Source organism: Pantoea rodasii, from assembly GCF_002095465.1.
GTDB classification, from domain to species: domain Bacteria; phylum Pseudomonadota; class Gammaproteobacteria; order Enterobacterales; family Enterobacteriaceae; genus Pantoea; species Pantoea rodasii.
This window is the reverse complement of record NZ_MLFP01000086.1, coordinates 784,052-796,922: the sequence shown is the minus strand read 5'-3', so window position 1 is coordinate 796,922 and position 12,871 is coordinate 784,052. Positions and strand designations below refer to the sequence as shown.

At 50.2% G+C, this 12,871-nt stretch carries 11 protein-coding genes and 2 pseudogenes; 5 read left to right on the top strand and 8 right to left on the bottom strand.

Annotated elements, in window-relative coordinates; translation table 11 throughout:
- Nucleotides 1-319: 319 nt before the first annotated feature.
- Together HA45_RS27080 and HA45_RS27075 are read left to right on the top strand one after the other, a co-directional pair.
- Nucleotides 320-2,418, top strand: a pseudogene (locus tag HA45_RS27080) (FUSC family protein).
- Between the two features lie 96 nt (nt 2,419-2,514).
- The gene (locus HA45_RS27075) at nt 2,515-3,066 is read left to right on the top strand and encodes a YbhB/YbcL family Raf kinase inhibitor-like protein (protein WP_100700449.1); all 552 of its coding nucleotides are present in this window, start codon (nt 2,515-2,517) and stop codon (nt 3,064-3,066) included.
- Between the two features lie 37 nt (nt 3,067-3,103).
- Here HA45_RS27075 and HA45_RS27070 read toward each other — a convergent pair whose 3' ends face one another.
- Both HA45_RS27070 and HA45_RS27065 read right to left on the bottom strand, forming a co-directional pair.
- On the bottom strand, nt 3,104-4,534 hold the full coding sequence (locus HA45_RS27070; protein WP_100700450.1) for a purine-cytosine permease family protein: 1,431 nt from the start codon (nt 4,532-4,534) through the stop codon (nt 3,104-3,106).
- 207 nt (nt 4,535-4,741) lie between these two features.
- The gene (locus HA45_RS27065; protein WP_100700451.1) at nt 4,742-5,020 is read right to left on the bottom strand and encodes a VF530 family protein; all 279 of its coding nucleotides are present in this window, start codon (nt 5,018-5,020) and stop codon (nt 4,742-4,744) included.
- Between the two features lie 109 nt (nt 5,021-5,129).
- Between HA45_RS27065 and HA45_RS27060 the strand changes: the two genes are divergently transcribed.
- A complete protein-coding gene (locus HA45_RS27060) occupies nt 5,130-5,438 on the top strand; it encodes a hypothetical protein (protein WP_100700452.1) in 309 nt (102 codons plus the stop codon).
- A gap of 5 nt (nt 5,439-5,443) precedes the next feature.
- Here HA45_RS27060 and HA45_RS27055 read toward each other — a convergent pair whose 3' ends face one another.
- Nucleotides 5,444-6,103, bottom strand: a complete 660-nt coding sequence (locus tag HA45_RS27055; RefSeq protein WP_100700453.1) for a DUF1345 domain-containing protein — start codon at nt 6,101-6,103, stop codon at nt 5,444-5,446.
- Nucleotides 6,104-6,468: 365 nt separating this feature from the next.
- On the opposite strand from HA45_RS27055, the gene HA45_RS27410 reads away from it, so the two are divergent.
- Nucleotides 6,469-6,606, top strand: coding sequence for a hypothetical protein (locus HA45_RS27410; protein ID WP_157811620.1), 138 nt, complete (start codon nt 6,469-6,471; stop codon nt 6,604-6,606).
- 527 nt (nt 6,607-7,133) lie between these two features.
- Here the strand turns inward: HA45_RS27410 and HA45_RS27050 are convergent.
- Nucleotides 7,134-7,511: a hypothetical protein gene (locus HA45_RS27050; RefSeq protein WP_100700454.1), complete on the bottom strand. Its 378-nt coding sequence runs from the start codon at nt 7,509-7,511 to the stop codon at nt 7,134-7,136.
- A 163-nt stretch (nt 7,512-7,674) separates the two neighbouring features.
- On the opposite strand from HA45_RS27050, the gene HA45_RS27045 reads away from it, so the two are divergent.
- The gene (locus tag HA45_RS27045) at nt 7,675-8,169 is read left to right on the top strand and encodes a hypothetical protein (protein WP_128599123.1); all 495 of its coding nucleotides are present in this window, start codon (nt 7,675-7,677) and stop codon (nt 8,167-8,169) included.
- Between the two features lie 129 nt (nt 8,170-8,298).
- Here HA45_RS27045 and HA45_RS27040 read toward each other — a convergent pair.
- From HA45_RS27040 to HA45_RS27025, 4 genes and pseudogenes are all read right to left on the bottom strand, one after another.
- Nucleotides 8,299-9,620, bottom strand: a pseudogene (locus tag HA45_RS27040) (aldehyde dehydrogenase family protein).
- A gap of 730 nt (nt 9,621-10,350) precedes the next feature.
- Nucleotides 10,351-10,776 (bottom strand): WapI family immunity protein, encoded by a 426-nt coding sequence (locus HA45_RS27035; RefSeq protein ID WP_100700457.1) that lies wholly within the window; start codon nt 10,774-10,776, stop codon nt 10,351-10,353.
- An 11-nt stretch (nt 10,777-10,787) separates the two neighbouring features.
- Entirely contained in the window at nt 10,788-11,462 is a 675-nt protein-coding gene (locus HA45_RS27030; RefSeq protein WP_240629183.1) for a hypothetical protein, read from the bottom strand.
- Between the two features lie 239 nt (nt 11,463-11,701).
- Nucleotides 11,702-12,793 (bottom strand): NADH:flavin oxidoreductase/NADH oxidase, encoded by a 1,092-nt coding sequence (locus tag HA45_RS27025; protein ID WP_100700458.1) that lies wholly within the window; start codon nt 12,791-12,793, stop codon nt 11,702-11,704.
- Nucleotides 12,794-12,871: the final 78 nt, after the last annotated feature.

Below are 12,871 nucleotides of genomic sequence, written 5' to 3'. Positions count from 1 at the left end.
AACGGCGCCAGATAGCGCGAAAAGTTTTTATGGAGCTGTTGTTATCATTGAGGTTATTTTTAAAAATGTGATCCAGAACACATTTAGACAGCTGAAACAGCACTTAGCAAAATTGGCTTATAAATCAGAGGTGTTAAAAATATTAGCGCGAATTAATTGGCTGGATCATTAGTAACCCTTAATAATTACCCTGATATTGATTGCCGCTCAAAATCACCATTTTTAATGCTGTAACAATTAGACATATTTATCGCAGTGAGTAGATTCATTATTCTGGCACGATACGCCGCACTTAGCGCCGTCTGGTCTCAATACTGTCATGCAGTGGTTTTCAAAAAACGCCGTTTTTTTGCTGTAAAAACCTGTCTGGCCGCCTTTCTGGCATTGTATTTCTCTCTGGAACTCAATCTGGATAAACCCGCTTGGGCCATTACCACGGTGTTTATCGCTTCACAGCTTTACTCTGCATCCACCATTTCAAAGTCACTCTTTCGCATGCTCGGGACGTTGTTGGGCGGCGTATTTATCTTCTTTATTTTCCCTCTCACCGTTGAGCATCCGCTGCTGTTAAGCCTGTGCATCTCGCTGTGGGTGAGCGTGTGTCTGTATCTTTCCTTGCACGATCGTACGCCAAAAAGTTACGTATTTATGCTGGCGGGCTACAGTGCGGCGATCATGGGGTTTCCCGAAGTGATGACGCCACTGTCGATCACCAGCACCGTGCTATCGCGTATTGAAGAGATCGCGGTCGGCACGGCGTGCAGCAGCCTGGTGCACGCATTACTGTTTCCGGTATCCATGCGCAGTTTACTGGAACAGAGCGTAAGTCAGTGGTACCTCAACGCGCGTAAGCTGTGCCACGATCTGCTGTCCGGTATTCCTGGCGATAACTCTCCCGAGCGAGATGAGATCCTAACGCGGATGGCCACCAATCCCCAGCAGGTGGAAATGCTGATCACGCACTGCGTCTACGAAGGCGATGCGGCACGACGTCTAATTCGTCTTGTCAGCGTGCAGTATCAGCATCTTTCGTATTTGATTCCGACGCTGACGGCGATAGAGATGCGTTTGCATCGTCTATCTGCTCAGAGCATTGCCTTCCCCGATAATGTTGCGGTCGCGTTCCGTCTGTTTTTACATTGGCTCAATGATGGTGAAGCCGTCGGTGAAACCAGCGGTATTCAGCTGGAGTTAACCCGTTGTCAGAGCGATATCAATAACGCGTGGCGCAAGGGTGAATTACCGATTGAGCATTGCCTGTTATTCACCGGTTTACTGGAGCGAATGGCAGATTTCGTGCGCATTGCGGGTGCCTATCAAAGCGTTGGCGGGCTGGTCAGTGATTTATCGGGTGATACCACTCCGGCACGCGGCAAACGCACGCACCGTTTTTACGACAAAGGCTTGATCCGGTTATCTGCGCTCACCGCTTTTTGCGCCATCTTTGGTTCTTGCCTGCTATGGATAGGCACGGGCTGGCACGATGGCGCCTCTGCGCCGGTGATGGCTGCTATCCTCAGCTCGCTGTTTGCCAGCATGGATACGCCACTGACCTCGATGAAGTTATTTGTACGCGGCGTGATTGTCGCCATTTTTATCAGCGTGATTTATGTGGCGCTGCTGTTACCGCAGGCGACGTCGTTTGAAGCGTTGATGATCTGTCTCGCACCGGGCCTGCTGTTGCTGGGCCTGATGATTGCACGGCCCTCCACTAATATGATTGGTATCAGCGTTGCGATTCAAATCCCCGGTTTTATTGGCCTGGGGCATCACTTAAAACCCGATCTGGTGTTGTTGATCAATAACGCCATCTCCTCGCTGGCCGGGGTGCTTTTCGCCGTTATTGTCACGGTCTTGATGCGCAACAAGCGGCCTTCATGGACAGCCCGTCGCGCGGTACGCCAGGGATTACGTGAGCTGTTACGCTTCATTAAAGAACTGGAACGTACCGGTTCCTCTCTGCTGGGCAGGCAACGTTTTATCAGTCTGATGCTGGATAAAGTGAATGTGGTGCTGCCGCGCTTACGGCTCGACCCGCAGCCAGATATGTCGACGGCCGGCATGTTGCTGACCGAAGTGTGGCTTGGCGTGAACAGTTTTGATTACTACGCTCGCCATAAAGATCTGCTGGCAAAACACCATCTGGACAGCGGGCAGATGTTTCACGAACTGGCATTGTTCCTTAAACGTCGCCTGAAATCGCTGCAAACGCCGCCGCATCAAGACTTACTGGATGAACTGGATTTGCTGCTGCTGATGCTGGAACGTTTGGCCCGGCACGATGACAGCTTAATGACGCCGCTATTCCATTTATTCAGCGTTCGCTTATACCTGTTCCCGCAGCAGTCGTGGCCGGTAGCCACACCACGTCAGATTGAAATGATGCAACTGCAGGACTACCGTCAACGTTCTTACTAACTCTCTTTTCTCTGTTTAAGCACATTCGGCAGCAACTATGGCATCAGGCTATATACTTGATCCTTTGCCCGATTTTTTCATCAACAGGAGAGAATGATGGTTATGTTTAAACGTGCATTGCTACTGGCACTGCTTCCGGGAACGGTCATGGCGGCGCCGGTATTTACCCTGCAATCGTCGGATTTTAACGACAGTGCGATGCTGGATAAAACCTTCGCCGGCAATAACAAAAGTAACCCGTCGTGTACCGGCGACAACGTGTCGCCTGCATTGAGCTGGTCAAATGTGCCGAGCGGGACGCGCAGTTTCGCATTGATGCTAACCGATCCTGTTGGCGGTAAAGGGCTAGGGGTCACGCATATGGTGGCCTACAACATCGCTGCCGATCGTACTCAGTTTGCGCAGGGAGAATTAAGTAAAGGCGAGGGGTATACCGGAGGTAAAAATTCGCCAGGCACCACCGCGTATTATGGCCCTTGTCCGCCAGTAGGAAGCGGGATGCACCACTACAATTTTGTCATGGTTGCGACCGATCTGCCGGTAAATCAATTACCTGCAGGATTAACCCATGATGAGTTGATTGCTAAACTGAAAGGCCACGCGCTAGGCGCGGCCACTATCGTGGGACGTTTTACCAACGATAAGTAACCGACAATGGCCGCCTAATGCGGCGGCCGTGACAACGTCACTGATTGGGGTAGATAGACTGCACTAATGTGCCGCGACGGTCCAGTCGACGCGCCGCCAGCCACAGCAACGCCGTGACAAACCAGCCGATGATCCACGACACATCATTCCCGGCAAAGATCCAGGTTAACGATCCGTGGTGCAGCGGATTATCAATAAACGGCAGCTGTACCAGCACGCCGAGAAAATAAACCACGATGCCAACCCAGTTCCAGCGTCCATAACGGCCATACGGCTGGGAGAGCGCGGGGACATCTACTTTGCCTTTGGTAATCAGATAAAAATCCGTCAGGCTGATTGCGCTCCAGGGAACAAAGAAGGCCAGTAAAAACAACAGGAAGTGTGTGAACGACTTCAGAAAAGCGGGTTCACTGATCAGCGCAATGATGCAAGCAATCGTGACCATCAGCACCACAAACAGAATGCGTCCGCCACGGCTGAGCGAGGTTTGCTGACGGAAACCAGAAACGATGGTGGTCAGCGACATAAAGCTGCCGTAGGCATTCAAGGTAGTGAAGGTGATTTTGCCGAAGCAGATGGCGAAATAAATCACCATCGCCATTGTCGCGCTGCTGCCTAATCCTACGATGTAACCGACCTCATTCCCGGAGAACGCCTTGCCAGCAATCGCGGCCACAATCACGCCCAGCGTCATCGAAGCTTGAGTACCTAAGACGGTGCCGAAAAATACTGAACTGAACAACTTCTTCGCTGAAACATCGGCAGGTAAATAGCGCGAGTAGTCAGATACATAGGGGCAAAAGGCGATTTGCCACGATGAGGAAAGGGAGACGGCCAGCAGGAAGTTAGCAAGGGTGAAGTGCTGATTCTGCCACACGGTCGCTAAATCGTGGGTGGACAGCAGAGTGATGAACAGATAAGCAAAGGCCAGTACGCCGATCACGCTCGCCACTTTGCCGAGTTTATGGATAACGCGGTAACCCAGCACCGCAATGACCACAATAATGGCGCTAAACAGGATCATCCCGGCGGCGTTACTCACACCGATCAGCTTCGCCAACGCCTGGCCTGCCAGCACCGTGCCGCTGGCAGAGAAGCCGATATACATAATGCAGACCAGCACCAACGGGATTACCGCGCCGAAAACACCAAACTGCATGCGACTGGTGATCATTTGCGGCAGGCCGAGACGCGGTCCTTGAATCGCGTGCAGTGACATGATGGCCGCGCCAACAACTTGCCCGACCAGTAAACCGATCAGCGACCAAACCACATCACCGCCGAGTACTACGGCCAGCGCACCGGTCACAATGGCGGTGATCTGCAGATTGCCACCAAACCACAGCGTAAATTGACTGAAGGGATGCCCATGGCGTTCGCTTAATGGAATGTAATCGATGGATCGTGTTTCAGACAGGCGCTTTTTCTCCGTGCCTAAGTAATCTGCTGCAGGTGATTCGGCTGACATAGTTTCCTCGCTGAAACAGTGAACGCAGTGCGTTATGGTTATTTTTGTTTATTAGTTGTGATTGCAGGTGGCGATACATGTATATACATGTATCGATATTGTCACGCGAGAAAAGAAGATACAAGGCAGCCGGTCATTGGAAAATGTGATGACGCTGGCAAGGTTGTCATCAAAAGGAAAGGGTGAGGAAGTGTTGAAGCACTCGGGTTAATCGCGGCCCTGCGTCCATGGATTAAACGACGGATCGCTGTCGTCTTGCGGAGCTGGCTCTTCCAGGGAATCCAGATACAGCGCTTCAACCTCGGCGCGGGCCCAGGGCGTCCGACGCAAAAACTTAAGACTCGATTTAACGCTAGGATCGCTTTTGAAACAGTTAATGTTAATCAGCTTAGCCAGTTCAACCCAGCCGTAACGGGCGACTAATGCATTCACCACCATTTCCAGCGTGACGCCATGCAGCGGATCTTTTGATGGGTGAGTGGTCATGTTGAATCCTTATTTGCAGGCGGATGATTGGCGGGCAAGATTACAAGAAAGCCGCGCCGGCAGCAATGGTGTAGACTGAGCTTAGCCATTTACTGAGGGAAGAAATGCCATGAGCGATAAGAAAATGATTTCAATCGACCAGTTCAATGAAGCCGAGCGTCTTGAGGTGGATGAAATCTTCAAAAGTTTGATGGAGAAACATCGGCAGCGCAGTGGTAAAGAGCCTGATGCGAAAAAAGAAAAGGAATACACCGCCGACGCGCGCCAGCAAGTGATGACAGTTAAGTTGGCGAAAGAAAAAGCCAAAGCCGATAAAGCAAAAAAAGCACCGCCGCGTCGTAAGAAACCTGAAGCGCAATCGGCAAGTGAAGTCAGTGATTTCAACTGGTCTGCATCGGTCATTAAAGGTCGTCGTTAGTTTTTTTAACTCAGCAGTCCGGCCCCGACATTCACCGACAGTCCGAGAATGGCCAGATTGAAGATAAACGAGATCACCGATTGCAGCAGCGCAAGCTTGCGCATTTCGGTGGTGCCCGTTGCCACATCTGCGGTCTGCGAGGCCACAGCGATAGTGAAAGAGAAGTAGAGAAAATCCCAATACGCGGGTTCGTCGGGTTTTTCAGGGAAGATCATCGGTGTGACGTTTTTGCTACGATGTAAATAGTGCTGATGGGCATAGTGCATCGCAAACGAACTAGGCAGCAGTGCCCATGAGACAATCAGCGTCATGGCGGTCAGCAAAAGATGAAGCGCGCGCGGCGTGCCACTGAGATGTTTCAACGCCGGCAGCTCGCTCATGATCGCCACGATACTGATCATACAAGCCACAATAACCATTCCCAGCACCAGGGCAGCGCTCTGATCTTGCATCTGGGCGATGCGTTTAATTTCTCCAGCATCGGTGCGCAACATGCGAAACCAGATAAACCACAGATAGAGCCACGCCAGCACATTCCAGCCAATCAACACGCGTTGCAAAATCCCCAATTGCGTGGGCAGTAAAAAATAGCAGGTCACTCCGGCCGCCATCGAGATCAACAAGCGTAACCGTGCAAACAAATGCGAAGTCAGAGAAAAGGGCATGATGCTGAATTTTCTGCCAAGGATTGAATAAGTTAACTGTAGTTGATGGCGAAAAAACGCTGGACGGCGGTGCGGAATTCTAGACCTCTGGGCAATGTTGATAACGTTATGCATGGCAATAATCAGTTTATTAGGCGTCGCTACGTGAATTCTGAGATTTTATGTGAGGACTAACCGTAGAAAATCGACGTGGCGCCGTCGCGTTTTGATGGTGTTTTGCGCGTTTTTTCTTGATCGTTATGGGGAGAATTGGCTGATGGGCTGGCTGTGGTGAGCTGATTAAGTACACATGAATACCCCATAAAAGTGGTTTTCATGTGTACTTGACGAAGCCACTCATTTAGTCGATAAAACGGAGCTTCAGGATGAATAAAAAGGTTAACTTTGCCGAACTAGTTGGTAAAGCTTTGGAATCTGCAGAACTTGCAGGCATGCGAAGTGTGGTAGGTTACGGTCGTTTTTTACAACAAAATGAAGCGTTTTTTACCTCAGCCATTTTTTGACAAAACTCTAGGGCGTGCTGAATTTCTAAGTTATGCAGGAGATAGATTAAAGTCGTTATTAGTCGGGCTTCAGAGTGAATTGAACGGCAAAACCCCAGAGCAGCCATTTAAAATGTGAAATTTGATTGTATGTGGTTATCAAGCAATGCTCAGCGAACTGATAAGTCAGAGGAGAGTGGTTGATGATGGCAGCTCAGCTTGGATAGAGTTATCAACACTTAATTTAACATAATCATGATTATGCGCACTTTGGTTGTAGCACCCCAATAGTAATGTCCGCCTGTGGCTCAATAAACATGACCGCGTTATGGTACCTCTCACAGCGTCGTTTTCAGTCAGTAAAACTACCGGGAGGCTTGCCGTGATCGCAGATAGCTCAGGGGTATTTACGTTGAAAGAGATTAATCGCGTCAAAGTCATTCAGGATGTCATCGAGCGCCGCCTTACCACTCACCGCGCAGCAGAACTGCTGGAAGGCAGCAAAAACATATTCCCTGACCTGAAATGCGTAATGACTGCTTTTTAGGTCAGGGTTCATTTTCGAATGAACCGCTATAATCAAAATATCCGTTATAACAATCCAAATAAACATGCGCAGAGTAGTGCCCTTTTTCCCCAAGCACCTTCAATTCACCTGACCAACTGTTGTCGGAAAACGTTGGTTTTGTCTCAAACCGAATGCTGGACAATCCAATCGAATCCATTTCTTCACCCTCAGCGGCCGTTCTGAACCATGACTTGATGAAACTGGTTTTGATTTGTGAGACAGTCAGCTTTGTACATTCTTGTTGATACTCTTTACTTGCCGGAATAGCTTTGTTGAATGCCAGGAGTATGAAAAGTGATACCAGTGTGACAACAACACCGATTAAGATCATGGATATGGGGTAAAGCAACTTCTTCATGTTCACGAAATCCTTGTGAGTTTGTAAAACATTATGACTTGAAATAATTATTGTTAACTTAACGTGCAATGCTGTGCAAGCAAACCACTTTTATGAACCACTAAACGCTGACCCGAATGAACGCCAAGAAGATTCATATGGGTTAACGAAGGAGTGGTAATGTTTGCTAATTGCCAGCGTGGTGGCATCGACCAGGCGGTCGGAGATGTGTGTAAAACGCCCCGCCGCTTACGTTTGTGAACATTGGCTATTCAATTTAGGGGATGGAGTGCAACCAGAAGAAATCGACATCCTCATGAAGGATAAAACAGATTTTAATAAACGACTGAAGTTAATCGCCGTCTTGAAAGCGCAGGAAAGCGATCACAGCATCAAGGCACTGCAATACCTGCTGAATCATGATGTGGTCTATAAAGTGAGGTTGGCAGCCTGGCAAGTGTTGAATGAGAAAGATGTGCAGTGCACCGAACCGGTTACGCGCCCACGTTATGCTGTTGTTCTGGAGAAGACTATCGGCAAGCTAAAACGTTTGGGTGTCTGGTTAATGGATATCACCGAAGGTTTAGATGATGTGGGCGAGAGCTGGCATTCGAGTTGTGCTGATGGCGACACAAGGAACGTGCTGCCGCCTGTGAACCCAAAATGCTCCATTTTTTGACCGATGTTATCAGCGTCTCCGCGCCCTGTGCATCATTTGAAACATGTAAATGGAGGTCGCTTTTGATGGCGGCCTTACTTGCACCGCCGCCATGATTGCAGGATGCGCATTTCTGCGCACCTTATCGGTTTATGCAACCGTCACCGCGCGCGGTTCCAGAAAGGCACTGATACCCCACTGCCCCATTTCCCGCCCCATTCCGGAATGTCCAAAGCCACCAAAAGGAGCGCGGGGTTCGTGCGTCAGCGTATTGATCATCACCCTACCCGCCAGAATCTGCTCACCCACGTCACGCGCATGCTGCTCATCTGCGCCGATCACCAGCGCAGACAGGCCATATTCCGTATCGTTAGCGATCGCAATTGCTTCAGCTTCATCACAATAGCTGATGATGCTGAGCACCGGCCCAAAGATCTCTTCGCGTGCAATGCGCATCTGCGAGTTCACGTCAGTGAACAGCGTGGGCTTGATATACCAACCGTGGGTTAACCCATCCGGTCGTCCTGGCCCTCCGCTTAACAGGCGCGCCCCTTCCTGCTCGCCGAGTCCAATATAGTTCTGAACCCGTTGCCACTGCTTTTCATTGATCATTGGGCCGATGGTGGTGCTGTCATCGGCGGGATCGCCAGAATGCTGTGCCTCAACTTCTGCCGTCAGTGCACGTTCGAACTCGGCTTTGCGGGCTTCAGGCACCAGAATGCGCGTGCCAGCAATACAGGCTTGTCCGCTATTGATAAATCCGGCCTGAACGGCAAGTCTTGCAGCGGTAGGAGCATCGGCATCCGGCAGGATCAGCGTCGGTGATTTACCGCCCAACTCGAGCGTGACGCGTTTGAAGGTCTCGGCGGCCGTGCGCAAAATGGCTTTGCCGGTGGCGGTTGACCCGGTGAAGGAAATTTTTGCTACCTGCGCACTGCGGCTGATGGCATTACCGACCTGATCGCCGCGACCGGTGACGATGTTGAATAGGCCATCAGGCAGCCCGGCGCGGTGCAACGCCTTGGTGATTACCTCGGTCTGGAGCAGGCTATATTCACTGGGCTTAATCACTGTCGTGCAACCCGCTGCCAGCGCAGTCGCCAGCTTATGGCAAATAAAGCCGGCGTTGCTGTTCCATGGGGTAATGAGTCCGGCTACGCCGAGCGGTAGCATCTGGACACGGGCGCGCCGGCTTGCTGTATAAATGGATACTGCTTCAGTTCTTCGATAACCTGGAGAATGACGTCCGCTGGATAGCTTGCCATCCACTGCGATCGCGATGAGGGTGCGCCATACTCTTCAAGAATGGCGGCATGCAGATCCGTCTCACAGCTTTTTACCGCGTCATACATTTGCTCCAGCAGCGTGATACGCTCCGTCACCGAAGTGCGCGAAAATGCGGGAAACGCTGCATGTGCAGCATCTATGGCGCGTTCGGCATCCTGCTCATTTGCCAGACGCGCTTTACCCATAACGCTGCCATCGGCAGGCTTGATAATATCCAGCCATTCGTCGCCGGCAGGGGTAACAAAAGTGCCATTAATGTAGATATGTTCGATAACGTGCATGACTCTGCTCCTAAGATGAATTGGCAGGAAAATTATCATGTCCTGTGCGCGGGAATAATCCGCTAAACCCTGCAAGGGGTATTACGTTAAACGGAATAATCAATGAGCCGAACGGGTATTACTGAACTGGAAATCATGCTGGCTGTAGCGCGGCGTGGCACCTTTAAAGGCGCTGCCAGCGAGCTGGAAATGAGGTAAATACAGAAGAAGCCTGTTGAGCGGAGAAGGCTAGGGCCGCGCCCCGATGTTGAGAAGTATGAGCAGAGTTCATCGACAAGTAATTTAAAATTAATAGAAATGATAATTATTAGCATTATTGTTAAACTGTGACTCAATGATACCGATCAATCCGTTTTTCCAGTGAATTAAGTTGAATGGATTTTAACCAGCAAGTCGCCTTTCCCAAATTTTATGATCAGCTAGTGACTTTGCTGTCTAAACCCTTACTGCATCCGCGATGAGGTTTTCATCTCGGCTCCCATAACAGGTAAATGACGACAACTGATAGTAAGAATGGGGGTGTTTCGAAGGGATTGAAGATGGCTTCAGTGAACAATAATGCAGCACGTAAATCTAACAGCGCCAATGCGCATGCACACTACCGATATATATGTACTCAATTTGCAAATCAACCTTATTTTCCCCAATGAATCATTTCATCCAGACCGGATAACAGTGCGGGAAAATAACTTTGGTCAATTCCAAACGAATCTTTAACTATCACACTTTCAGCTGAGTTCTCAGGTCGCAAAGTTAGTTCTATAGCGACAGAACCATGGAGAATATTAATAAAATGAATATTCAGTTGGTTTTCCATGCTCTCGAACACAATATCTTGATGGTCAGTTTCGTCGAGTAAGCATTGATACATGGCGCTGAGATCACTTTTTAAATCCGCCAGTTCCCCAGCTGTAAACGATGCTTGAAATTGCGTTTTTAACTCAGGGAGTTGGTACTCAATATAGGTATTGATCCAGTCATACTCTGGCGTATCAGGCGTATTTTCCCTTTCGAAAGGTGAAAGCCTCAAAATTCTGGCACCGCTGACAATTTCAATCATTTAAAATCCCATCACTTATATAGGAAATGCGTTATCGTCCAATCTTTTTCACGCACAATAACTTCTAGCGTATAGCGTTTGTGGGAATAATACCCCTTACGCGACTTGTCTTCTAACAATCGGTACATTGTGGTTTCGTAACGAAACAGCCCCGGAGATTTGCGGGGGTCTGCGGTGCGGCTACCATAGCGTATAGCCTTCTCCTGAATCTGTAAGGGCACATAGCGTCCCGGGTTGTACATGTGCTTTGCTGCAGTTTCCGTCATTTTTAGATTTCGTGCGGATAGTCCAATCTTCAATCTACCACGTAAAAAGTTGACGGTACTTTGGCTTAGTTTGACGGTTAAAGCAGCTCTGACCTCACTTTGCAACAACGCCCTACCCGCAAAGAAAATACGAAAAACACCCGCGGCTAGTAACGCAATATCAATCGGATCAATAAGGGGTTCTTCTAAAGCAGCCTCTTCCAAGCGAACAAACTTGCCCTCAGTGTCATAAATACGCCATAAGCCAGGAGCCTGTGCAACAGAGTAGCCAATACACATGCCGAGTTGGTCATCAGTAATCGGTTTGGCATTATGGGGTAGAGATCGCGGACGAATTTCAAAAAACTCACCCGGCGGCAAGCGTGAGTCAAAGGCATAATAACGACCAATCTCATCAGCAGTTTCAAGTCCCGACGTCATGAAATTATTCCTTTTGAAACAATGGATAACCCTCTCATACAGGCCTTAGAGATGCAAACATATAGCCTATGCGATAAATCTTAATTTCACGTGCCTGCTTCGCATCAGCATATGTTTGATCCTGCAGGAGCGTTGCCCAGGGAAGTTTTAGCTGTTGCAGAAAGGTATGATGTCCGGAAGGTTTACAATCTTAAGAACGATTGGCGGCTCCGAATGCAGAGCCACCAGGCTAATTAAAATTAAACCAGCGTGCCCTTCACGCCATGCGGTTCAGAACGCAAATATTGTGACGGAACCTTGACCTGCGCATTCAGCGCGGCAGCAGCCTGCCATGGCCAGTGCGGGTTGTAGAGCACGGCACGACCCAACGCGACCAGATCGGCGTCACCCTGCTCCACCACCGATTCTGCCTGCTGCGGATCGGTAATCAAGCCCACGCCGATGACTGGAATCTTCACCTGCTGGCGAATATCGCGTGCGAACGGCAGCTGATATCCCGGCCCCACAGTGATGGTTTGCCGTGGCGATAGCCCACCGCTGGACACATGCACATAATCACAGCCCTGCGCTTCCAGTTGCTGGCTAAACACAATGGATTGCTCAACATCCCAGCCACCGTCAACCCAGTCGGTGGCAGAGAGACGCACGCCAACCGGAATCGAAGCTGGCACAGCAGCACGTACCGCCGCAAACACCTCAAGTGGGAAACGTAAACGATTCTCCAGCGAACCACCGTATTGGTCCTGTCGTTGGTTACTTAGCGGCGACAGGAACTGGTGCAGCAGATAACCGTGAGCTGCATGGATCTCAATCAGCTCAATACCTAAACGCACCGCACGTTGCGCGCTATCCACAAATGCCTGTTTGATGCGCACCAGCCCCGCTTCATCCAGTGCGGTCGGTGCATGATCCTGCTCCGCAAAACCAAGCGCTGAAGGAGCAACAGTTTGCCAGCCACCTTCACTCTCCGGCAGTTGATGCCCTCCCTGCCATGGCGCACGGCATGATGCTTTACGCCCGGCGTGGCCCAGCTGGATCCCCAGACGGATTGGTGACCAGGCGCGAATGTCAGAAAGCACGCTGTTTAACGCGGCTTCTGTCTTGTCATCCCACAGCCCGAGATCTCCCGGCGAGATACGACCTGGCGCTTCAACGGCGGTGGCTTCCAGAATCAGCAATCCTGCGCCAGACAGCGCCAATGAACCTAAATGGATGCGATGCCAGCTGCTGGCGCATCCCGCGTCGGCGGAGTATTGGCACATCGGGGCGATCACGATGCGGTTCTCCAGCTCAAGCTCTCCAATCTTTACGGCACTAAACAGTTGACTCATCTTTATCCCTTAACGTTGGTAGCAGCAGCGCTGCGCTGGTTTCACCTAAGTTAACACCATTCAAGTAAGGGTGTTGTC

What these genes read in the sequence shown, in the direction of transcription:
- HA45_RS27075 (WP_100700449.1), top strand. Translation starts at nt 2,515, where the DNA reads ATGGTTATGTTTAAACGTGCATTGCTACTGGCACTGCTTCCGGGAACG.
- HA45_RS27070 (WP_100700450.1), bottom strand. Translation starts at nt 4,534, where the DNA reads ATGTCAGCCGAATCACCTGCAGCAGATTACTTAGGCACGGAGAAAAAG.
- HA45_RS27065 (WP_100700451.1), bottom strand. Translation starts at nt 5,020, where the DNA reads ATGACCACTCACCCATCAAAAGATCCGCTGCATGGCGTCACGCTGGAA.
- HA45_RS27060 (WP_100700452.1), top strand. Translation starts at nt 5,130, where the DNA reads ATGAGCGATAAGAAAATGATTTCAATCGACCAGTTCAATGAAGCCGAG.
- HA45_RS27055 (WP_100700453.1), bottom strand. Translation starts at nt 6,103, where the DNA reads ATGCCCTTTTCTCTGACTTCGCATTTGTTTGCACGGTTACGCTTGTTG.
- HA45_RS27410 (WP_157811620.1), top strand. Translation starts at nt 6,469, where the DNA reads ATGAATAAAAAGGTTAACTTTGCCGAACTAGTTGGTAAAGCTTTGGAA.
- HA45_RS27050 (WP_100700454.1), bottom strand. Translation starts at nt 7,511, where the DNA reads ATGAAGAAGTTGCTTTACCCCATATCCATGATCTTAATCGGTGTTGTT.
- HA45_RS27035 (WP_100700457.1), bottom strand. Translation starts at nt 10,776, where the DNA reads ATGATTGAAATTGTCAGCGGTGCCAGAATTTTGAGGCTTTCACCTTTC.
- HA45_RS27030 (WP_240629183.1), bottom strand. Translation starts at nt 11,462, where the DNA reads ATGACGTCGGGACTTGAAACTGCTGATGAGATTGGTCGTTATTATGCC.
- HA45_RS27025 (WP_100700458.1), bottom strand. Translation starts at nt 12,793, where the DNA reads ATGAGTCAACTGTTTAGTGCCGTAAAGATTGGAGAGCTTGAGCTGGAG.